At 52.2% G+C, this 22796-nt stretch carries 19 protein-coding genes, 1 tRNA gene and 1 pseudogene; 4 read left to right on the top strand and 17 right to left on the bottom strand.

The window, feature by feature from the left end; genetic code table 11:
- Positions 1 to 72: 72 nt before the first annotated feature.
- Together ACOCF6_RS20505 and ACOCF6_RS20500 are read left to right on the top strand one after the other, a co-directional pair.
- A complete protein-coding gene (locus ACOCF6_RS20505) occupies positions 73 to 510 on the top strand; it encodes a hypothetical protein (RefSeq protein ID WP_482462179.1) in 438 nt (145 codons plus the stop codon).
- Positions 511 to 838: 328 nt separating this feature from the next.
- Positions 839 to 3346: a glycogen/starch/alpha-glucan phosphorylase gene (locus ACOCF6_RS20500; protein ID WP_482462178.1), complete on the top strand. Its 2508-nt coding sequence runs from the start codon at positions 839 to 841 to the stop codon at positions 3344 to 3346.
- Positions 3347 to 3631: 285 nt separating this feature from the next.
- On the opposite strand, the gene ACOCF6_RS20495 is transcribed toward ACOCF6_RS20500, so the two are convergent.
- Positions 3632 to 4708: an IS110 family RNA-guided transposase gene (locus ACOCF6_RS20495; RefSeq protein WP_482460223.1), complete on the bottom strand. Its 1077-nt coding sequence runs from the start codon at positions 4706 to 4708 to the stop codon at positions 3632 to 3634.
- 191 nt (positions 4709 to 4899) lie between these two features.
- Between ACOCF6_RS20495 and ACOCF6_RS20490 the strand changes: the two genes are divergently transcribed.
- Entirely contained in the window at positions 4900 to 5103 is a 204-nt protein-coding gene (locus ACOCF6_RS20490; RefSeq protein WP_482462177.1) for a hypothetical protein, read from the top strand.
- 131 nt (positions 5104 to 5234) lie between these two features.
- Here ACOCF6_RS20490 and ACOCF6_RS20485 read toward each other — a convergent pair whose 3' ends face one another.
- The 4 genes from ACOCF6_RS20485 to ACOCF6_RS20470 form a co-directional block, all read right to left on the bottom strand.
- On the bottom strand, positions 5235 to 5933 hold the full coding sequence (locus ACOCF6_RS20485) for a hypothetical protein (RefSeq protein WP_482462176.1): 699 nt from the start codon (positions 5931 to 5933) through the stop codon (positions 5235 to 5237).
- A gap of 104 nt (positions 5934 to 6037) precedes the next feature.
- A complete protein-coding gene (def, locus tag ACOCF6_RS20480) occupies positions 6038 to 6565 on the bottom strand; it encodes a peptide deformylase (RefSeq protein ID WP_482462175.1) in 528 nt (175 codons plus the stop codon).
- 310 nt (positions 6566 to 6875) lie between these two features.
- Positions 6876 to 7292, bottom strand: a complete 417-nt coding sequence (locus tag ACOCF6_RS20475; RefSeq protein ID WP_482462174.1) for a secondary thiamine-phosphate synthase enzyme YjbQ — start codon at positions 7290 to 7292, stop codon at positions 6876 to 6878.
- Entirely contained in the window at positions 7289 to 8026 is a 738-nt protein-coding gene (locus tag ACOCF6_RS20470) for a cytochrome c biogenesis protein ResB (RefSeq protein WP_482462173.1), read from the bottom strand. Before ACOCF6_RS20470 ends, ACOCF6_RS20475 begins: the two co-directional genes overlap by 4 nt.
- 584 nt (positions 8027 to 8610) lie before the next feature.
- Here ACOCF6_RS20470 and ACOCF6_RS20465 point away from each other — a divergent pair.
- Positions 8611 to 8856: a thioredoxin family protein gene (locus tag ACOCF6_RS20465; protein WP_482462172.1), complete on the top strand. Its 246-nt coding sequence runs from the start codon at positions 8611 to 8613 to the stop codon at positions 8854 to 8856.
- A gap of 480 nt (positions 8857 to 9336) precedes the next feature.
- On the opposite strand, the gene ACOCF6_RS20460 is transcribed toward ACOCF6_RS20465, so the two are convergent.
- The 12 genes and pseudogenes from ACOCF6_RS20460 to tpiA all read right to left on the bottom strand — a co-directional run bounded on the left by ACOCF6_RS20460 (position 9337) and on the right by tpiA (position 22788).
- A complete protein-coding gene (locus tag ACOCF6_RS20460; protein ID WP_482462171.1) occupies positions 9337 to 11091 on the bottom strand; it encodes an InlB B-repeat-containing protein in 1755 nt (584 codons plus the stop codon).
- A 102-nt stretch (positions 11092 to 11193) separates the two neighbouring features.
- The gene (locus ACOCF6_RS20455) at positions 11194 to 11436 is read right to left on the bottom strand and encodes a metallophosphoesterase (protein WP_482462170.1); all 243 of its coding nucleotides are present in this window, start codon (positions 11434 to 11436) and stop codon (positions 11194 to 11196) included.
- A 477-nt stretch (positions 11437 to 11913) separates the two neighbouring features.
- The gene (locus ACOCF6_RS20450; RefSeq protein ID WP_482462169.1) at positions 11914 to 12951 is read right to left on the bottom strand and encodes an Lcl domain-containing protein; all 1038 of its coding nucleotides are present in this window, start codon (positions 12949 to 12951) and stop codon (positions 11914 to 11916) included.
- Between the two features lie 150 nt (positions 12952 to 13101).
- Positions 13102 to 14082, bottom strand: a complete 981-nt coding sequence (locus tag ACOCF6_RS20445; protein WP_482462168.1) for an HNH endonuclease — start codon at positions 14080 to 14082, stop codon at positions 13102 to 13104.
- Between the two features lie 72 nt (positions 14083 to 14154).
- The gene (locus ACOCF6_RS20440) at positions 14155 to 15801 is read right to left on the bottom strand and encodes an AAA domain-containing protein (RefSeq protein WP_482463411.1); all 1647 of its coding nucleotides are present in this window, start codon (positions 15799 to 15801) and stop codon (positions 14155 to 14157) included.
- Between the two features lie 41 nt (positions 15802 to 15842).
- Positions 15843 to 17543 (bottom strand): annotated as a pseudogene (locus ACOCF6_RS20435) (DEAD/DEAH box helicase); the annotation flags it as partial.
- Positions 17544 to 17669: 126 nt separating this feature from the next.
- Positions 17670 to 18446 carry a nuclease-related domain-containing protein gene (locus ACOCF6_RS20430; protein WP_482462167.1) on the bottom strand — a complete coding sequence of 259 codons (777 nt, stop codon included), beginning with the start codon at positions 18444 to 18446 and terminating at the stop codon, positions 17670 to 17672.
- Positions 18447 to 18943: 497 nt separating this feature from the next.
- Positions 18944 to 19804, bottom strand: a complete 861-nt coding sequence (locus ACOCF6_RS20425; RefSeq protein WP_482462166.1) for a nucleotidyl transferase AbiEii/AbiGii toxin family protein — start codon at positions 19802 to 19804, stop codon at positions 18944 to 18946.
- The gene (locus ACOCF6_RS20420; RefSeq protein WP_482462165.1) at positions 19767 to 20786 is read right to left on the bottom strand and encodes a type IV toxin-antitoxin system AbiEi family antitoxin; all 1020 of its coding nucleotides are present in this window, start codon (positions 20784 to 20786) and stop codon (positions 19767 to 19769) included. The genes ACOCF6_RS20425 and ACOCF6_RS20420 overlap by 38 nt, the downstream gene beginning before the upstream one ends.
- 584 nt (positions 20787 to 21370) lie before the next feature.
- A tRNA-Leu gene (locus ACOCF6_RS20415) sits at positions 21371 to 21457 on the bottom strand.
- Between the two features lie 114 nt (positions 21458 to 21571).
- Positions 21572 to 21922, bottom strand: a complete 351-nt coding sequence (secG, locus tag ACOCF6_RS20410; protein ID WP_482462164.1) for a preprotein translocase subunit SecG — start codon at positions 21920 to 21922, stop codon at positions 21572 to 21574.
- Positions 21923 to 22032: 110 nt separating this feature from the next.
- On the bottom strand, positions 22033 to 22788 hold the full coding sequence (gene tpiA, locus ACOCF6_RS20405; protein ID WP_482462163.1) for a triose-phosphate isomerase: 756 nt from the start codon (positions 22786 to 22788) through the stop codon (positions 22033 to 22035).
- Positions 22789 to 22796: the final 8 nt, after the last annotated feature.

Here is a 22796-nt window from a genome sequence, read left to right as displayed (position 1 = left end):
TGATCAGCACCTGAACCACAGGGACCAACCCTGTGGTTTTTTTATTGGAACGCGTCACCAAGGGAGAAGAGCATGAGCAGACAATTATCAGCCGGAAGCACTATTGAAACGCGGTGCAGCCGCTGCAACGGGGTCTTGAATCATTCAATTGTCGCCATGGTCGGCGACAAGATCGTCAAGGTGGAGTGCAGTACCTGCCACAACACCCACGCCTATCACCCGACCAAAACAGCCAGGGAACTGGCTGCCGGCAAGAGCGGCCTGAAAAAACCGACCACGCCCCGCACTACCAAATCCGACCCTGAGGCCGTGGCACGTGCCGAGTGGGAGCTGCTGCAGCCGAGCATGGATCTGACACAGGCGATTCCCTACGACATGAACCGGGTCTTTCGCCAGAAGAACGTGCTGTTCCACCCGAATTTCGGACTCGGCTACGTACAGCTCGTCATCCAGCCGAACAAGATCGATGTGCTGTTTCAGGACGGGAAAAAACGCCTGCGTTGTGGATAATCGGCCGGCCTGTGCTACTCTATTCCAAAGCTCGATGCCGGATGCCCCCCCCTGCGAATGACCTATAGTGCATCGGCCACAGTGCGATAGTGAATCATCATATAAACGGCAGTTGCACCGCAGAGGACGCAGAGGCTCGCAAAGAAAACAATACGTTATAGAAAGAAATTCTGTCACCATTAAACTGAAGCGTATTTGAGCCTTAACCACCTAATTTTACTCCGCGTTTCTCGCTTAGAAGCGCCTACATCTGGCTGCGTCCTCTGCGGTAAATGTTTTTTTCAGGATCATATCTTACGACAAGCGTTCTGTACGGAAGGAGACGGGAATGGTACACAGAAGGAAATACACCGGCATCAAATCGCCCGGATTGACGGAGCTGCCGCCACTGCCGCTGGATGCCGCCGGACTGACCCACGATTACCGCCGCTATTTCACCTACAGCCTCGGCCAGAACAAGTATTGCCATTCCGTCAATTATTATTACAAGGCGCTGGCCTTGACCGTTCGGGACCGTCTGATGGATCGCTGGCGGCGCACCCGCTACTCCTACATTGAATCGCTCAGCAAACGGGGCTATTACCTGTCACTGGAGTTCCTGATGGGACGGGCCCTCGGCAATGCCATGCTGAATCTCGGCATCACCGACGCCGCTGCACAGGCCATGCACGGGCTTGGCATCAAACTGGAGGAACTGGCAGAATCCGAGATCGATGCCGGTCTGGGCAACGGGGGACTCGGGCGCCTGGCGGCCTGTTTCCTGGACAGCTGCGCCACCCTGCAGCTGCCGGTCATGGGCTATGGCATCCGCTATGAATACGGCATGTTCCGCCAGAGAATCGTGGATGGCCACCAGATAGAGGAGCCGGACCACTGGCTGCGGGACGGCAACCCCTGGGAGCAGGAACGGCCGGAATTTATCCAGCGCGTCCGCTTCGAAGGCCGAACGGAACACTACCGGACCGACAGCGGCCAGCAGCGTGTGCGCTGGGTCGACAGCCGGGATGTGCTGGCGGTGCCCTTCGATATTCCGATCCCCGGCTATCGTAATGGCATTGTCAACACCCTGCGGCTCTGGAAAGCGGCCGCTACCGATGCCTTTGATTTGGGTGAATTCAATGCCGGTGGCTATGCCGAATCAGTGGCAACCAAGAATGAGGCCGAAAATATCACCATGGTGCTGTACCCCAACGATGCCAGCGAAAACGGCAAGGTGCTGCGCCTGCGCCAGCAGTATTTCCTGGCTTCGGCCAGTCTCCAGGATGTGGTCGATCGCTGGGAAATCGTGCGCAAGGGAGATTTCAGCGAATTTGCCGACGGTAACTGTTTCCAGCTGAACGACACCCACCCGAGCTGCGCCGTGCCTGAACTGATGCGCATCCTGATGGATGAGCAGGGCATGGGCTGGGACCAGGCCTGGGGCATTACCTGCCGGACCATGGCCTACACCAATCACACCCTGCTGCCGGAAGCACTGGAAAAATGGCCTTTGCCGCTCTTCGGCCAGCTGCTGCCCCGCATCCTGGAGATTATCCTGGAGATCAATGCCCGCTTCATGGCTGAGGTATCCAGCCGCTGGCCCGGCGATATCGGGCGCATGCGGCGCATGTCGATCATTGAAGAGGGTCCGGTTCCCCAGATACGCATGGCCTATCTGGCCATCGTGGGGAGTTTTTCCGTCAACGGTGTCGCGGCACTGCACTCTCAGCTGCTGGTGCAGGGGCTGTTCCGTGATTTCCATGAGCTCTGGCCCGCCAAGTTCAACAACAAGACCAACGGGGTGACCCCGCGGCGCTGGATCGCGCACTGCAACCCGGGCCTGAGCGCGCTGGTATCCGAAAAGATCGGCCAGGGGTGGATAACCGACCTGCAGCAGATCAGCAGGATCGGCCAGTATGCCGATGACCCCGAATTCCGCCAGCGCTGGCATGAGGTCAAGCAGGCCAACAAAGTGCAACTGTCGGCCCTTGTGCAGTCCAAATGCGGCGTTGCGTTCGACCCGGAAGGCCTCTTCGATGTCCAGGTCAAGCGGATCCATGAGTACAAGCGCCAGCTGCTCAATGTCCTGCATGTCATCCATCTCTATGACCGCATCAAGCGCGGCGATACGGCAGGCTGGACCAATCGCTGCGTGCTGATCGGAGGCAAGGCCGCGCCTGGCTACGCCATGGCCAAGCTGATCATCAAGCTGATCAATAACGTGGCCCAGGTAGTCAATGCCGATCCGGCCGTCGGTGACAAGCTCAAACTGGCGTTTCTTCCCAACTACCGGGTGACGGCCATGGAGATCATCTGCCCCGGCACCGACCTGTCGGAACAGCTCTCAACGGCCGGCAAGGAGGCCTCCGGCACCGGCAACATGAAGTTCATGATGAATGGTGCCCTGACCATCGGCACACTGGATGGCGCCAATATCGAGATCCGCGAGGAGGTTGGCGAGGATAACTTCTTCATGTTCGGACTGACCAGCGATGAGGTAGAGGAGTTGCGAGGGAACTACGATCCGCTCGGTATCATCAGCCGCGACGATGAACTGCAGAAGGTCATGGCGCTGCTGCGCTGCGGCCACTTCAACCTGTTTGAGGCCGGTCTCTTCGATCCGATCATAGCTGCAATCTGCTCCCCCCATGATCCCTGGATGGTTGCCGCGGATTTCCGCAGCTTCGTTGATGCCCAGAAGCGCGTGGCCCAGGCCTATCAGGATCGCGAGCGCTGGACCCGCATGAGCATTATCAACACCGCCTGCAGCGGCAAGTTTTCAACAGACCGCACGATCAGCAATTACAATGATGAGATCTGGCACCTGAAGCCGATGCCGATGAACGTGCTGGAGTAGGTACCCGGCAAACGTATCTGCTGTTGCATCAGTGCGCAGCTCATGACACCATATCGTCTGAGGGCCGGCTTATTTGCCGGCCCTTTCTTATGTGGCTATCTGTCAAGCTTATTTCAAAGAGCGTGTTTTGGTTTAGTCTTACCTTCTCCCTGGGCATCTACATATGTGGATGCCTTTTCTTATTCGCGCCGATTTCACGCCAAGTACCGATCCGGTACCAAGAGAAGGTTCGCCATTTTTTGTCCGCCACTGGTATGGCAAAAGGGCCGTCGCGACTTTACTGATTCAGGCCGTAGCCTGCCGATAACGGCGATGTTCGATACAAAGACGCCAGAGGATAATTGCCAGGCGTCGCGCTAAAGCTGCGATGGCTTTCTGGGCAATTCCGGTTTTGCCTAACAGACGCCGGTATATACTGTCGGCATAGTCATCTCTTGCCCTCCACATCCATGCGGCTTCAATCAACAAGCTGCGCAACCTGGTTTGGCCGACCGGAACCAACCGTCCGGAGGGTGTCTTGTTCCCGCTATGCCGTACGACAGGAGCTAGTCCGAGATAACTGGTTACTTCTTCAGGTCTCTTAAACCGATCAGGCCTGAACAACTCAAGTGCAAAAGTGGTTGCGACTGTCGGACCTACACCGGGAACTGACTGTAGGCATGCTATGCTGATGGCCACTTCTTGCGGTTTCGGCAGTGATTTCAGCTGGTGTTCGACCCTGCGCAGTTCTTCCTGGTTAAATATCAACTCGCGCAGGTAGCTTTCCAGTGTTTCCTGTGCAGATGGTTCGGTTGGCAGAGCACGCAGTGCAGTCTCTGCGCCCTGCTGCCAATGCTCCAATTCTTTCGGTTCGTTGATGCCAATGAAGAGAAGTAATCCTTTAATCCTCTGCTTGCAGCGTCTTACGGTATCGACTACCATATGGCGGCGGCGCAACAGTGTCCGACGGGCTTCTTCCTCAGGTGTTGGTATGGCGATCGACCTCAACATTCCCTTGGCAGCATATTCAGCCAGTTTCAGGCAATCGAGTCGATCACACTTGGCACTAGGAGTTACCGAACGGGGAATCTTGCTCGGTGCGGCAACGATCACCGGAATACTGGCATCATTGAGTGCTCTGGCGAGGGAAAAACCAGTAGGACCGGATTCATATGCAACAGCGCCGATCTGAATGCCCAAACCGGTAAGCAGGTCAACTACAGACTGGGGTGAGGCGGGAATCACCATAGATTGAGCGCGACCGTCAGACCGGCGAAGAGCAGCATGATAGCTGCGCTTGTGCACATCTATACCGACATAGAACAGGTCTTGTTCAAAACCGGTAACAAAACATTGCAAACCTGATAAACTGTTCCTTGCCATGTTGGCCTCCTTGTTTTTTGATTGGTGCTTTGACACTTCCAATCATACAAAACTTAGATAGCCAGCATGGTATTTTTTGTGGCGGAAACGATCCGCTCACCCCTGCTGTGACCCTTCACAGCCTGGGATGGAAATAATGCGGGAATGAAGGTATGCTTTAGCTGTGATCGTTAGTATTTTAGGAGGTTGTCATGAGAGAGACACGCATATCCATACCGGAACTGGCACTGATTGCCGGCACCCGCGCGGCGCTTGGCGCCGGGGCGGCCCTGCTTCTCGGAGACAGACTGAGCGGTGAACAGAAGAAAGCGGTTGGTTGGACCCTGTTACTGGTGGGGATTGTTACAACCGTACCGCTTCTGGCGGACGTGATCGGAAAACGGGTACAGGGGTAAGTCTCCAACACACTGAAGAAGACATCCGGTATACAAACAGGGGTACAGGGGGTCAATGAGTTGTCAGCATCATCAGGATTGACGAGCAGACAGGTATAACGTGAACCTGCCCGGAACGGTCTACAGGAAACCTACCGTGGCTGCACGGCAAGGGTCCCGGCGATCTCCCGCTGCATATTCCGCGTATCGATGCCCGCCCACAGAAGAAGTGCTCCCCACGTCTTCGACCCGTTTTTCACATCAAGACAGATCTGCCGGGCCGATTGCCTGGTCCTGGCAGCGATCAGGGCGGCAATAATCACTTCCTGGTTGGTGGCTCCCGCTTTCCGGAGTCCCGCCAACTCCGCCTCAGGCAGCAGCTGGTGGCGGAGGAACAGTTCATCCACCACCGCTTCAGCCAGTATGGCAGAAGACATCTTTGCATTCAGAACTTTGGTAAAGCGGTTCCCCAGGGCTTTCGTGCTAATCCGCAGTGCTGCCAGTGTATCCTGCCAGGTCTCATGCTTCAGCCTGGCCTGGAGCAGGCTCTCCGGAAGCACACCCGTTTTGGAAGCAACCCAATAGGCGATCCACAGGTCATCGGAAGAGGTGCCCTGCTGTTTTTTCAGCACGATGGATTTTTTGTCGGTGTTGAACACGTTGGCAAAGAAGGAGTTTTGGGTTGTAGCCAGCAGATAGGGGTCGGCCGCAGACGGTCGGGCGGCATCGTAGGAACGCTCCGAAAAGCAGTGGCAGGAGATGGCCGGCATGGCAGCGGCCGGCATCGGGAGCAGGAGAAGCATCACAACGGTTAATGTGACCGGGATAGAGACGGCACTGCTGCTTTTCATATGTTACGGCTCCCTGTGACAGTATTTAACCAAGAGAATTCGTCAGCAGTTACCATAACAATCGGTGGCTAATAGGTCTTTGACGCAGATCAATAATCAGCAGACTAGCTCTGCAGACTCCTGAAATATTCCTTTTCCGATACCAGGTCCAGCGTGCTTTCCACCCGGTCGATAAACACCATCCCCTGGACATGATCAAACTCGTGCTGAAAGACCCGTGCCAGGAAATCATCATACTGCTCTTCCCGCAGCTCCCCCCTGCGGTTCTGGAAACGCACGCCGATCCGCCGGTGCCGGGGGACCAGTCCACGCAGGCCCGGGATACTCAGGCATCCCTCCCAGCCCGATTCCTTCTCATCCGACACCCAGATGATCTCCGGGTTGATGACAGCCGTCGGTTCCATCGCCGGGGCGTGGGGATAGCGCGGGTTGGGATATGACGAGACAATGAAGAGGGAGAGCGGTTCGAACACCTGCGGCGCGGCGATCCCCACGCCGTTGGCATCCGCCACTGTCACCAGCATGTCTTCAATCAGCGCCTGGACAGCAGGATGTGTCGGGTCGGCTACCTTTCCCGCCACCCCTCTCAGGACCGGCTGTCCCAATTGGGCGATCTGTCTCAGAATCGGCATGTGAGCCTCCCTGGTATTTCATACTTGCCTGTAACATGAGTGAGTTAACATAATAGAGTGGAACCCGCCAACAAGACAATTATTATCTCATTTGATTCAACAAGACATCACATGCCCGGGATTGCACCACAATTAATTACGGCCTGATCAATGCCGGGAACTGCGTGGTTGAATCCATCACTACAAGGGTTGGCAGGGTCAAACGGGATTTTCAAGGGAACCGCGGAGTCTGCAGATGGATGTGTCAATACCTGTGCTGCCTGAAGCGGTCCCGCAGGTTGCCAGGGTCGGCGGTGGCCAGGTATATCAGTTACTCGCCGATAATTTTCACCAGAACGCGTTTGCGACGCCTGCCGTCGAACTCCCCGTAGAAGAGCTGCTCCCAGGGGCCAAGATCAAGTTTACCGTCAGTCACCGCCACCACCACCTCGCGCCCCATGATGGTCCGCTTGAGATGGGCATCGGCGTTGTCTTCACCATGGTTATGGTGGTAACGGGAATAGGGTTTTTCCGGTGCCAGCCCTTCCAGCCAGGTCTCGAAATCCTGATGCAGGCCGGAATCATCATCGTTGATAAAGACACTGGCGGTAATGTGCATGGCGTTGCACAATAGCAGGCCTTCCCGGATGCCGCTCTCCCGGAGGCAGTCATTGATCGACCCGGTAATATTGATCAACTCGCGCCGCTGTTTTGTTTCAAACCATAAATCCTTGCGAAACGATCTCATTGTGCCCCCTCCGGCAGATACTGCTCTTTTGCACGCGAGCGCAGCAGCACCAGCAGATTGCCAACCGTAAATATGATCGCCCCCGCCAATGCCACTTGTGCACCCGGTTCACGATGGATCTCCAGCAGGGCCCGCTTGTATGGAAAAGCCTCGGCCTGCTTGATATACACGCCGTAGCCGCCGGAAAACCAGGGATGATTGGGGCTGATGGTAATGCGTTCCGTCGGGCGGTTGAGGTCCGTCACCAACTCTGTACTGAAACCGGTCGGCATCCCCATCGGTGACATGCTGACCGCCAGAGCGGCGATGCCGAATGGCTTGCCGTCGGGCAGCCGGGCCACCATGCCCTCGACGACCTCCAGCTGCTGCATGTAGCCGCCGTAGGCACTCTGCAGATGGGCCAGAACGATCAGCAGAAAACCGATATGCATCAACTGGGGGGCCAGGAGCGGCATCAGGCCCGCCCTGCCCCAGCGCGACCAGAGCGTCTCGGACGAGCAGAGGATCGTATTCAGCACCAGCAGCGCCAGCAGCATCACGGTCAGCCAGAGCCACCAGGAGGCTGTGAGCGGCACCTCCCGCAGCCAGGCCAGCAGCGGCAGGTAATTTATGGCTGCAGCGTACTCCCCTGAAAGCAGGAACGAACCGGCCGCCATGGCACAGCATATCAGCACCAGCAGCCCCAGGCACACTTCAAGCGAGATGCTCATTTGCCAGATTTTTTTCAGGTCCATACTGTTCTCACGGCAGACAGGCTAATAATGTCCTCAAGTGTCTGCAGGTGTGGATCAAAGAAGTTTTCCCGTGGGTGACATATTGTCCACTGGCGGCTTACCGGTCTGGGTTCTGATTTCTTTTCTTTTGCAGTTCTGTGACTGCTTGAGATCATCGCAGAACATTGTGATCCAGTTGTTTTTCATTACTTCCGAGTTGCCTTTATAATTCAGAAAAAAACCGCATTTATCCAGGAGTTCACATTTTCCGGTCATGATAGGCTGTCTTCCTTTGCATTAAAATTTTAAATGTAAGTACCATGAACCATAGTTTTTATCAAAGGTATTCACGGGGCTACAAACCGATTCATACCCTTGTGTATCCGGCATGTGCTCACATTGCACAACAGCAGTCAGGGCCGTTGAACTGCAGGTTTTCAAACGGAAGCAATCAATTCGATTCATCCCCTTGCATTGTTCACCGGTGATGATTATAATTTGATACCTAACCTTTCTGGCGATCAGTATGTCTTCTGAGAAGACGGCAGCTGTTACAACCTGAGACATATTCAGGTCAGATTTAATCGTAACCGACGGAGGGCACCATGCGAATTGAAGTCATCGAAACGATAGGCAAAAAAGTTTATCATTCCCTGTTCGGCAATGTGCTGGAAGCCCTGAAGGCGTGCCGGTTGAATGGCAAGGTGGTGATGGTCAAGGATATGCGGACCATCGTGAAATATGGGGTAACAACCGCCCCGGCACTGGTAATAAACGGGATTGTTGTTTTTGCGGGGAAATCCTTGCCACCGGAAGAGATTATAAAACTACTGCAGCAGCATCTGTCGTAAAGCATCTCGCGCACCACGTCGAAACAAAACAAAAAGGGGTACCCGCTTTTTCGTGCGGGTACCCCTTGCTTGATTTTTCCCTGGTATGTGCCGTTTCTGGTGACTAATCCAGATGCTTTCCTGTCGGGGTCATATTGTTTGCAGGATATTTACCTGTAGCCACGATGAAGCTCACTCTTTTACAGTTCTGCGAGCTTTCCCGATCATCACAGAACATGGAAATCCACCCTTCCTTCAGATGCTCTCCACTCCCTTTATAACTATGTATGAATCCACACGTGTCGTAGAACTCACATTTGCCGCCCATATTGATTATAACCCCATGCCCCATACGGACCTCCCTGACACAGCCGTTCTGTGATCCTGGAGAATATACTACCATCATCCGTCAACCTGTCCATGATCTAGGTGAGTATAGCTTCGACAATCCGACAAATACCACACTCCAGGTGCCGACCACCGGCAACCCTCTACATTTATTCATGGTGCCGTCGGCAATAATTTTACATTACCCAACCTCAGACTTCCGCTTTGTACCGCTAGCGTGCCCTGTAAGATCGTTGGCAGACCTGTTGTCTGAAACAGCGCATCGTAACCGCCTGCCAGTGTAATATTCTTACCCTGGTCCAACGTAAATGCTCCTATACCCTGAGGCCCGGCAACAGTCAGTATAAGGGCATTGGCCCCGGAGGCGCTGTAGGCGTCATTACATGAATCATAGCCGGTTGCTGAAATCATTGCCTTTGGTCCCTGTCCGTTTGGTCCCAAACCGAAGCCTGCTGTTACGTTTCTATCACTTTTCATAGCAATCAGACAGGGGGCTAACCCCGAGCAGTCCTGTGACCAGCCGGTAAAGGTGGATCCCGTTGCCGTTGCCGCAGAGAGAGATACCGTTGTATCGTGCAGCAAATTTGCACCACAGACACCTGTTCCCCCACTGGAACAGTTGATGCCGCCCGTGTCGCCAGTTATCTGGCCGCTGCCGACTCCTGCTCCGGGAGATGGTATAGTTACTAACAATTGATAGGTTATATCCGCTCTCGTAAAGAAAACCTCTGGCCAATCCTGTCCTTGGGGGATCTCGTGCCAAACGAAATTAAGAACGTTCCGCTCGATTGACGCGATCTCTATCCCGCCACCGGGCAGTAAGACCGCAGGAGCAAAAGTTGAACCAGCATCAATTGAATGGGTGATGTAGCCATCAAGATGAACAGTCGGGTCTCCATCCATCCAGGAGACCCATAGATTTCCGCTTCCGTTTGCCGCAACCCCGATATCTGGCTCGAGTGAGGCTGACGGCCCGACCACTATGCCGGGTACATCGAATGATACTCCGCCATCGATTGAGCGGGTGAACATAATTTTCATGTCGGTACGGTACGAGCCTTCGGCCCACACAACGTAGAGGGTTCCGCTCCCGTCCACAGCCATGCGGGGGCACCATGACTTCTGAGGGACGTTGGATATGTTGACCGGTGTGGAGAATGTTGCACCTTTGTCAGATGACCGGGAAAAAAAGATATCCCAGCCCTCCATGGCACCAAATTGAGTGTCGTTTTGTATCCAGGCAGCATATACCGTCCCATTTCCCCAAAGCGCGACTTCAGCACATCCCACTTGGCCTTCTGACAGATCCAGCCTTCTCGGCACTGAAAATGTAGCACCTCCATCAACAGATTGAGTGTACTTGACGGCAGTTTTTCCCGTTGCAAAGTCAAAGTCATTCCAAAAGATAGCGCTCCCCCAACCCGTGGCGATGCGTGCAGCGTAAGAATTGACAGCATCCAACTCAGAAACGAAGACTGGCTGGCTGAACGTAAGCCCACCATCGTTGGAAGCGGTGTACGCGATCTCGGCCTGGCCGAATACGACATCGAACACGGTGAAGACGGCACTGACCTCACCAGGATGTGAACTTGCCAAGCGAAGTTGGCCATAACTAAAATCTGCGTTACTGGGCGCCAACGCAAGAGGGGAGCTGAAGGACATTCCTCCATCTGCAGAACGTGAAAACAAGGGGAGCTCTACAGACCGTTCTTCCCAGGCGGAGTAGATATCACCGCCCGGGTCTAGGGCGATGACAGCTGCTTGGGAAACACCCGTTGAGTTGGAAAGATTGACCGGAGAGGAGTAGTTCAGGGATAACGTTTGGGCCCGGACTCTGTCTGTGCTGAGGACGGAGGTTACAAGTAGTACCGTCAGGATGATTACGAACCGATAAAGATCATCATTCATAGTCGACACCCCCGGAGCGGCTATTTCATCACCAGCCATCTTTTTCCAGCAACTGGCTCGACCGTAAAGCGCACATCGGTACGTTCTTTGTGCTTCATAGTATCAAATACAAATGATTTTGTTTATTAAATTCATATTATCAGGGTTCCCGCACACCGGACGCACGTCATAACCCAATTCCATCTGTTTCAGGATGGTGTCCAGTACCGCTTTGCTGTCCGGGCCGCGGTCAACGTAATCCCCCAGCAGGTAGACCCGGTCCTCGCGGCGCAGGTTGATTTTCTGTAGCAGCGCCCGGAAGGTCTTTGCGCCGCCGTGGATGTCGCCGATTGCGTAGCGGGTCATGATCTGCTCCTGGTGAATCTTGATTCCATGCTCACATGGTCGAATGGCGATCAGATGGTCATGGCAGAATGTGTCGTGGTGGCAATCCGGCAGGGAGGGATACTTGTATTTGATGTGAGTATGGGGGGAGACCTAGCCCGTACAGCGCCCTAGGTGTGGAGAAAAAAACAGGAGGGAAAAGAAAACTGCGCTCTCTGTGATTTCAGAGAAGTGCCGGGTGGTTTAAACTGCATTGTGACCCCAGATATTGGGGCAGACTGACTGTTTCATATCTCATGGCGGGGGCTATTCATATTGCTGCTTCGCTGACATCTATAAGGGGAGTGGCTGTTGGTGATCGCTCGTGAACCGGAGGCGGTTATGCGGACGTTGCATGGGTGAAGAAGGTCGTGCTGTAACTCTAAAGTCCAGTTGCGTTTATTACGTCTGTTATATGCGCAAACACAACCTATTAGCTTGGTCCACCCCCAGGGCCTATCATTTGGGAACGACATTTACATTTTCTGTAACCGTAACGGCATAGATATCTGTCGCCGCATCACCTCTTACGGGAAGAATATTAACCATTTTATTGTGCAGTTGTTTCATAAAATAACCAGTGGAAGAATCTAAATATACATCATAGAGTCCTGAATCAGCTGAACGTTTACTTACTGAAACGCTGCCGTCATAAGCCGCACTTCCTGATGCGGTTGAAGATCTGTTATTGGTATAGCTTCTGCTTGGGGTATAACTTCTTCCATGCGATGTGCTGCCGGTCGATCTTGAATCAACGTTTGAGCTAGCCTGTGCGCTTCCAGAAACAAAAACAGTAGAGCCATCTCTTTCAGCATTACTCTTATCAACTGCCCATATTTTTAAATTACTTGGAACTTGAAATCCTACCTTGCCAAAATAATTAATCATAGATTGGCCTTCGGTATACCCATATGATTTCAGTAATTTTACTAAAGATTCTATCTCAGCCTTATTGGGAAGTCGCCAATCACCATAACCAGCTGAATTTGACTTATTAAATTTAGAAATCAATGCATTAGCATCTTCAACACTGTCTGTTTGCCTCAATTTGCCTGGATGTAGAAACCAGGTCAGTTTGCTATTTGGATCTGACATTGTATTCTCAGAGATAATAGGCTGTTTGACTTTCTTTTTATTGTTAAACATGTTGAATGGATCATAGATTTCTGACTCTGCATCAATTTCCCACGTCAACTCACCCTGGTAGCCAGCAGGCATATCTTTTATCAAGTCCCAAACGATCTTTTTGCCAAGCCCTATCGTGACGTTAGCTCCATAATCTCCTGCGAGTGACAATCTTTCAGGAGCGTATCTCTCGCCTTCAATCACTAAAGCAAGTTTTACTGTAGCGATTTTCTCACCTGGTTTGCCACGAAGGTCATACGTGAGAATGATCGAATTGTTAACAATCTTTGACTGAGCTTTTTTTATTTCAACAGCGTAAGAAGGTGATGAAACCCACAGGAGTAATATCAGAAGACACATGATTCTAACCATTAATCTCACCTCAATTGCTGCATTCAATTTGTATGTCATTAGATATACAGGGTGGTTTTCAAATAAACAAATTAAATGCGTGTTTAATGGAATTTTAAGGATGGAATTTCAGGGGAAGTGTTTTCCGTTCATAGTTTTCTGAATATCAAGTCACAATCGCCATTCCTTACGGTGCTCGGCCAAGTACTGCTGGGCGGGCCAGAGGTCACGGTCTGGAGGAGGAATAATACCTCGTCCGCTTAGTGTTAGCAGAAAGCCGGGCACGTTGGGATTGGCGGCGATCTGGTGGGAGGTAATGACGGCGTAGGAGTCGGACACCCCCATCATCCCCTCATCAAAGGCCCAGTGGCAGAGCTTGCAGAGAGCCATGCCGTTGCGGACGTCGTCGTTCTGGCTTCTGCACCATGGCACGATATGGGCGGCATCAACCACGGTGTGCTGTTCCGGCGTGATGATCCGCACCCCGCACAGGGCACAGCGGTGGTCATAGGCCTTAACCACGATCCGGCGGAAGCCTTGGTCCCGAGCCGCGGGGCGGTAGTTGTCCGCCTCCACGATCTCCTGCACCAGCGGCATGTGAGCTTTCTCTTCCAGCATCTGACCGTAGTAGAACGCTTCGCGGTTAATGATCGACTGCTCCCTGAGCTGTGCAGCGGCATCCACCGAAAAGCAGGACTGCAGCAGCGCTTCCCGCAGTGCCTCCCGCCCCTCGCCGCTCTGCATGACCCTGAACAACCCTTCATCCAGCATCGCCCCCAGAGCATACTTGCGCAAGTAAGTAACGGAGGAGGTGTTGTTGATGATTGCCGGGGTGATGGTCGTGCCCGGTTGCGGCACTAGTTCCCAGAATGGTTCCCGATCGAGGCGGGAGAAGGGGAAGGCGATGCTGCTGGTCTGGCCGAGAGGGATGATCCGCCGCCAGTAGAGGTTGAACAGCTCGTTCAGTTCCACCAGATCGCCGGTCACGGCGATGAACGGTGTTGTGATGACGCCACGGTGCACCAGGTCCAGCACCGCCAGCAGCAGAAGCGGCTTGTGCGGTGCCTTGCGTTTGGTGGTGTCGGCCCAGGTACCGCCGGGGGCGCGGTTGAGGGAGGCGAAGTGTTTGATAGAGGTGGCGAGTGTGATCATAGTTTCCAGAATAATTACGAATTTGTATGGAGTTAAGCCACAACCCCTATATGCCCTAATTAGCTCCTGGTATTAATTTGCTTTTGCCTTATGGTCACACACTGGATAGCCCGTACAACCGTAAAAGTCACCGAACCTTCCACTTCTAAGCTTCATAGGCAAACCACATTTATCGCATGTTGGTGGCGGAACATCTGATTGACCAGCTTCAGCAGTTTTTTTCCGAACGGGCTTACCAAAACTTTCTTTCCAGTCGCCTTCCTCGCATTCCCAGAATGGACCGAACTTGCCATTACGATAAGATGACCTTGAACCACATTCGGGACATCGCGGGTTTTCAGCCTTGGATGAAACACCTTCAGCCGAATCTGGTTTAACACTGCGGTCAAGCGCCAGAAACGCCGACATCTGAAGACAAATAGCTTTGCCCTCCAACCTGGTCATCAACTCATCAGTGCGATTTGTATGAGAGAGTGCGTTCAGGGAGCCATGCCACAAGATTTCGTCATCGATAATAACAACTTTCTCGTGTATCTCGCCTCGAGTATCGACAACGCACCCAAAATGTTCCAGGCCATCAAGAGCTGCTTTGCCCTGCTCAGGAGGTATGCTGCCGTTATGTTTAGGTGGGCGGGTAACACACCGGACAGAGACACCTTCCGACTTTTTCAGACGAAACAGGGATTCATATTTAGCAACCCGTTGTTCGGTAACAAAACCGGAATATATGGCAACACTTTTCTTCGCCCGTTCAATGTCAGCAGCACAAACCTGGTCGAAACTATTCTGGTCGAACAGCCCAAACTTTTCAGCATCCAATGAGAGACTGAAGGGACGGCCCAACTTACGCAAATCTTCCATTACAGGGTACATCGCCAGCACGTCAAGGACATCCACGACTGGGCCGCGGTCCTGCATATCTGCGAGGATTCCTCTGAGCATTGCGTGACTCGGGAGTTTTTTGTCAAGGTAAGCCAGGTTAGCAAAGACAATCAGATTATCCTTGGCTCTACTTACAGCAACGTTGAATAGCATGGCTCCAGAGTCATCAGGGTGGTCTGCCTGAAGGAAAATTCCGGCCCACCGCTCACCATGGCTATCCGGAATATCAAGAATCATCACCTTCTTCTCATCACCCTGATATCGGTGAACGGTGCCCGCCTCTACGACATCCTTTAATCCGGAACCTTCCAAAACCCTTTGCAATACCTTGGACTGTGCAGCATAGGGCGTGCACACCCCAACTCGGTTGGTCTTTTCGCCTTCATTGTTTTCAACAAGGTGGTCACAAGATTCAAAGAAACGACAAAGGTTTCTGATTGCCAGGGCGTTCATGAGATTGTAGCGAGACTTGAACTGGTCTCGGTTTACAAACGGCCATATCGAAGATGTGTCGACTATTACTAGAGGGCTATCAAACGGAGCGGGGTGGCACTTCTCTGCTACCTTTTTGCTTTGAGCAGTTACCAGTTCGCCTTTGTACATGCGGCCGGAAATTAGCCGGCATATTTGGTCATCCATTCGGTATTGCTCTTTAAGCATCGCCACACGTTTGTGCGTTTTTCCACTTATTTTGCACGCACGGAAAATGTCTCCGCCGATTGTATCGTGTATGACCTTTTGTTCTGTCTGGACAATTGGTGCCAGCTGCCTGAAGTCCCCGGATATGACGACCTTCTCCTTTGCCAATCCTGCAGCATTGAAAAGGGCCGGCAACATAACCATTGATGCCTCGTCAACGATAACAGCGTCAAACAAGCTGAATAGCTGATGGAAACACAGAAACCAATCCCCTTGATGGCGGTAAGATCAGGCTCGTAGCGGTGGAGAGCCGCAACGATGGCATCGACGCGCTGCGTGGCGCGGACGTTATCCAGCACAAAGACGTTCTCCAGGGCCGAAGCATCGTACTTGCCGTTGCGCCAGAACTGCTCCCCGTTGATAGCGATCGGGTCGGCAACTCCGAAATAGTGGAAGGGGCAGAGGAGTTTTTCTTCCAACGCTTCCGGGAGGCGAATCTCGGCGGCAAAGCGGTTGCCAAAGTCGGCGGCCACGTTGTCACCATCCATCCGCTCCGGGGTGGCGGTCAGGCCAAGAAGTATCTGTGGAGTAAAGTGGTCAAAGAGCGGCCGATAACTGGAAGCGGTGCCGTGGTGGGCTTCGTCAACCACAATGTAATCGTAGAAACCGCTCCCCACCTGCTCCCAGAGGCGCCGGCTGGTCAGCATGCCGACGGAACAGAAGAGGTGCTCCAGACGATTGGCCTGAAATTGGCCGACCAGCAGTTCACCGAAGTTCTGGTCGCGGAGGACATTGGCAAAGGTAGCTTGAGCTTGCTGTAGAATCTCCTGACGATGGGCCACGAAGAGAAGCTTGGCCTGTTTGTGCTTTTGTTCGAAGAAACGTTTGAAGTCGAAGGCGGCGACTACCGTTTTCCCAGTACCGGTGGCGGCAATCACCAGGTTGCACCAGCGATCATGGGTAGTGCGCTCCCGATCAAGTGCTTCAAGGATTCGCTCTTGAAACGGGTGAGGTCGTAGATCGAAAAAGACTGCCGGGCTGTTTGATCTGGGATTGCGGGCACGTTCGATGGCAGTGCGGAATAGGGTAGGATTCTCCGCATCAAATGGGATAAATTCGCGGCTGTTCCAGTAGGTCTCGAATTCAACAGAGAACTTTTCGAGGATGTGCCCCATATCCTGCGAGGTAACCTTGAGGTTCCATTCCAGACCGCTGGTGATGGCAGCGTGGGACATGTTGGCCGAGCCGATGTAGGCCGTGGAAAAGCCGCTGTTACGCTTGAAGTGGTACGCCTTGGCATGGAGTCTGGTTCTCTCGGTGTCGTAGGAGACGCGAACCTCGACGTTCGGCAGGCGAGCCAACCTCTCCACCGCCGGGGCATCGGAGGCCCCCATGTAGGAGGTAGTAATCAGTCGTACCGGTATATGCCGGTCACGCAGGTCCTCGAAGGCCGGCATTAGTAGGCGCAGGCCAGACCATTTGATAAAGGAAACGAGAATGTCCACCCCATCGGCGGAGCGCATCTCTTCCAGCAATTCATGACCAAGCTGTGGTTCCTGGGGTGAGCCAGTAAAGAGACTACTTTCTGTCAACGAAGTGTGCGGTCGGGGAATGCCTGACTTGCCATAATGCGGTGGGGTTATTTCGAGGAGGATCGGCTTTTGATCATGGATTAAGCGATGCTTGTCGAGATGGCCTCGGCCCGGCTCACTGGCGACGTGCCGAAGAATATGGTTGCAGAGGGCGAGGCGCTTCTCCGGATCGGATTCTTCGCGAAGGGCCTGTTCCAAAACCTTGGCCACAAAGGAAGCATACTTAGCTGGCTGTTCCTCCGGATCGATTTTTCCGAAAACGGTCCGTAACTCCGGCCGCAGAGCGAGGGCATCGCGGAGGTATTCATCGATGAGAGCTTCGTATATGCCGGGGGTGGCGGGATTTATCAAATTTAAGCCTCAAAATTCAAAATCATTCACAACTTCAGGGTCAAGTCTTGAAATATTTATTTTATTGCAGTAACCAAAGAATCATAACGGCGTCAGGTTCCTCAACTGTAACAATTCTAACCTTTACGCAACACTCAAAACGCCCCTGCACTGCGGATACCGTGAACAGCCCAGAAACCTGTTGCCTTTGTTTGCCCCTTTACTTGCTTCACGCATAACCATAGAACTGCCACATTTCGGACAACCGGGCACACTCTGCTTTTCGCTTACAATGTTTTTGACATGCGCAACATGCTCTCTGCTGGTTTTGAATGACGGCGCCAACCTGCCCGAAGCAATCTTGCTGACGATATTATTCACCTCACCAGCAGACAGAACCGGTGTGGTCTTCGATTTTATAAACCTGATATAACCGATACCATGAGTAACATTTGCAGGCATTTCCGTCTTGAACGTACTCTCACCGACAAAAACAATCAGTGAATGAATCTGCTGATCACTTAATCCGAGAAGTGATTCCAGAGTCTTCACATGTTTGTAATTTTGATGAAGCGGATTTTGAAACTTACTTGTATGTTTGAATATTTTTTGGGTCCATTGGCTCTGGTTGGAACCGCCAAAAATCCACCCCTTCATGTTTTTGGTTTCAACTACAAAAATGCCATATTTTGAAATGATGACATGATCGATCTGGGTCGTGCCATCCTCAGTCGGCAAGGTGACGTCCTTGATCAGGTGATATTCGTTCTTATCAAGCATCAGCTTCGCTGCGACATTGACGATAAATTCACCCATCACCCCTTTGAACCAGGATGATTTGAATAAGGCGGCCAGAATAAAAATTGGCAGCAGATACCAGAGTGTTCCTACGATCTGGTTTATAAGTGGAGCAAGAATCATTTAGTTGCCTCTCTTTTGTTTAAAAACGGGTGCCATCGAGTATACAGTCTTGAAAATAAAAAAGCCGCTGAACCGGCATAATTCCCGGTTCAGCGGCCTCTATAGTATTCTGATATCCCCATCCTTTTGCATCTCCACCACATAACATGTAATTGTATACAGGATTATGCCCCACCCTACCCCACCACCGCCCGCCTGTCAAAGGAAACCACGTACAAATACCGGACAATAACAAACCAAAACATATTTCACCGCAGGGGACGCAGGGTAACGCAGAGGAGAATCAAATTCAGGGGGAAACTAAAACTGAAAAAGGGGGGAGACCAGAAACTAGGAAGCAGCCGAAATGCTTTCGATTTACCCTTAAGATTTTGATGTTCCTCTGCGAACCTCCGCGTCCCCTGCGGTGAGAAAGATTCACAGGTTATGTATTTTTCGGGAAATCGAGGGACATAATGCCGTTTTCTTCCAGCGGTCTGAGGAATAAGCAAATTTCATTACACCCCTGCCTCTAAAAATCCCTGTTTCAGCCTCATAATCTTTGTCAGTATCTCATCAGACCTGTCATGTGTACGTGCGCTTCCGGCCATATCCTGCACAAGACGATAACTCTGCTGTTCCCCTGTTTCAGCTTCCAGAATTTCCAATATAACAATTCCGGTCGCTTCATCCGCTATAGCTGCCATATCACGTCCCAACAATCTGATTCCAGCCAGGACAAGGTCAAAACCCTCCATTTGGAGTAATTCAACCTCATTATCAAACATACGGTCTTCGTTGCCGGCATCTGCATAATGTTCCATAAAAAACAGCAAGTCTTCGGCATCTTTGGAACGATCCGGATATCGATCATTCCAGGAGATAACCTTCATCAATGCCATGCCCGGAATGGTCGGCACTTTCACATCCAGTAACGGAGTGTTGTTCAACCGGACATTCATTCCGTATTGAAATGCTTCCTTGAAACCCATGATGTTCATAATTACCTGCTGATCGGGCGGCCAGCTGATTGTTCTGCCTTCGGGACTGACATTACCAAACGGTACAATATCGACAGGGAATCGACCAAACTTCAGCCTGTACGGCTCTCTTGTTGCCTCAAATCTTCCTGTAGCGACTAATGCTTTTGACAGCTGCTGAAATTCATCCCAACTGTCAACCTCAACACCGATATCAAGGTCACGGGTGGCCCGATCCGTTCTGATGGTGTGACAATGATTCAACACGATATCGCGAGCCGTAGCTCCAACCACAAAGAAGAGAATACCAAGTGCTGAAGCCTCCTGATGAATCACCTTCAGAATATCCAGAATTACGAGATCAATCTTCTCTGATAAGTTGAACGATATGTTCGTCATATAGTATCCGTGCTGTTTCAATATTCCGCTGGTTTCCGGTGGCCAGCAAATCTGCATAAACCAGTACCGGGTGAACTGTCTCCCCATGTGGAACAATTGTATCCGGTTGCCAGAAACGGTGGAGCAGTTCCACATCACCTTCAGGGTCTTTCTTGAGCCGGTTCTGGATAAGCACATCGTCCGGATTGCCCTTATCAACATAGACGGTTATTGTCTGAGGCTTCAGATAGTCGGTCAGTTTTCCTGCTGCAACCTCACCACCCCACTGTGCCTTTTTCGGATTCAGTACAGTTTTCTGCCACCAGCCATCCGCGCCACGATAACGACCCATCAGCAATTTGGGGCGCAACTGCTCGGCATAGCCGGTTATCCAGCGTTCCAGAAGCTTTTCTTTTCCTATCAATCGAATATGCCGAGCACGCCCTTTACCGGTCTCAACCAGGTAACCAAGTTCGTTCAGCTCATTCAGGACCCAGTTTACCATGCCCAATGCGACATCTGTTTTAGCTGCAATGGCACGGTAGGTTTCATTCTCCAATCCCGGATTGCAGAGCAGTGCATAGAGAACCCTCAGTCCGGTTTGCTTAAAGGCACGACCAACACCAGGCGCTTTTAGCCGTCCTTGAAGCTTGTTGCCTTTGATGAAAACATAGTAAGGGGGCTGATTTATATAACAGTTACCGGCTGTGTCCATAAACTGGGTATCATCATTACGCAGTCTGTCCGCCATATCTGCCGTTACCTGCGGAATTATCAACACACAACGGGTCTGGTTTTTAAGCCGCCGATATAAGGCAAGCGCAGCATTAACAGCTATGGCGCCGCCCTCGATAACAAGTAGCTCCAACTTGACAGTTGCTTCCGGTGTTTTCAGCAGCAAGAACTGCTTGTCTGGTGCAATATCGAACACCAGCCCGTTTTGGCGCATAACAGCATCAAGAGCGGCTTTTAGAATTTGTTTTTGGTTGTTTATTGTCGGCATATAGCTCACCCAGCGTTACTGTTCACTTTTTGTGAACATATCATTTTAGTGAACATAGTTCAAGAATATTACCAAATCAAATTTCGTATAGCCCCATAAGCAAAAAAGCCGTTCAACCGGTATTTTTCCGGTTCAGCGGCCTTTATAATTCTGATTCAAACATCCGATATTCCCGAGAAACAGGATAAATTCGTTAACAAACTAAAATATTCCCCACCCTACCCCACCACTGCCCGCCTGTCAAAGGAAACCACGTACAAATACCGTACAATAATAAACCAAAACATATTTCACCGCAGGGTACGCAGGGTAACGCAGAGGAAAAACAAAAACAGGGGAGAAAAACTAAAAAATGGGGGAAAATCAGAAACTATAAGCTTTTGATTTACCCCTAAGATTTTGACTTCCTCTGCGAGACTCTGCGTCCTTTGCGGTGAGAAAGGTTCAAAGGCTATTGGCTATCATTTCCGGACGTTGCCGGATTATTAACGAGTGCAACGTTATGGAGATGCACGAAAGGTTGCATTTGCATGGCACAAACAATTAGAGGGTTACAGCGATTGCTGTAACCCTCTAATTGTAACTGGTGCGGTGGAATGGACTCGAACCATCACGGAGTTGCCCCCGCCAGCCCCTCAAGCTGGTGCGTCTACCAATTCCGCCACCACCGCAAGCAGAGTGCATGTTGCCATGCACACCATCTATCTGAAACCTTGTAGCTGTTGATCTTTCAGCAAACGGGTAGATTTTCTAACATACCCGCACTGTTTAATCAAGTGTAAATATTATTTATTTGGCTGGGCCGGTGCAGCAGGTGCCGACGGCATGGTTGCCGGCTTGGCCGGTGCCGGTGCTGCCGGAGCGGCAGCAGGTTTGCTTTTCGATGACATCAGCGATGACGAACCCGGATTCCCTGAAATATAGGCCAGGCTCAGGGATGTCAGCATGAAAATAACCGCTGCGCCGGTAGTCATCTTGCTCAGAAACGTAGTTCCGCCACCTGCACCGAAAACCGACTGGCTGCCGCTGCTCCCGAAAGACGCGCCCATCTCGGCACCCTTACCGGATTGCAACAGAACGACGGCAATCATAAAAAGACTTACAGCGACGTGCAGTATTGTAATAGCTATCGACATTCAAAATCCCCTGACTGGTAAAATAAGAAAAGAACATGTACCACAGGGCCCAGTGCATTGTAAAGATATTTTGCCGTGCTTCTATAATGAACACTGCGCCTGTCAGCCTATCAGGCTGAGAAATTGGCGATTGCAGCAAAGGAGTCGGCCTTGAGACTGGCACCGCCGACCAGGGCACCATCAATATCCGGCTGGGTCATCAGCCCTTTCACATTATCCGGCTTGACGCTGCCGCCATACAGGATACGGACGGCATCCGCGCACGCCTGGCCAAAAAGTTTCGCTGCCAGGGTGCGGATAAAGGCATGCACCTCCTGCGCCTGGGCATCGCTGGCGGTTTTGCCGGTGCCGATCGCCCATACCGGTTCGTAGGCAATGATGACGCCTGCCAGCATCTCGGCAGAAAATCCAGCCAGGCTGCCTTTCAGTTGCGTCTCGATCACCGTGAAGGTCCTGTCGGACTCTCGCTCGGCCAGGGTTTCACCGACGCAGACAATCGCAGTCAACCCGGCGGCGATGGCGGCCTTGGCCTTTTTGTTGACGGTTTCATCGGTCTCCCCGAAATACTGGCGCCGTTCGGAGTGGCCGATGATGACGTGGCTGCAGCCGGCATCCTTCAGCAGCTTCGGCGCGACCTCGCCGGTGTAGGCGCCCTCCTCCTCCCAGTAGCAATCCTGGGCGGACAACTTGACACGGGATCCGGACAGCGCCTCGGCCACCCGGCTGAGGGCCGTAAACACCGGGGCCACAACGATCTCGACACCTGCGGTTCCTGCCACAAGCGGCTTGAGTTCGTTGACCATGGCGGTTGCTTCGGCAATCGTTTTGAACAGTTTCCAGTTTCCTGCAATAACCGGTGTGCGCATGATTTCCC

Source organism: Geobacter psychrophilus (genome assembly GCF_056821595.1).
This window is presented reverse-complemented; position numbering and strand designations above follow the sequence as displayed.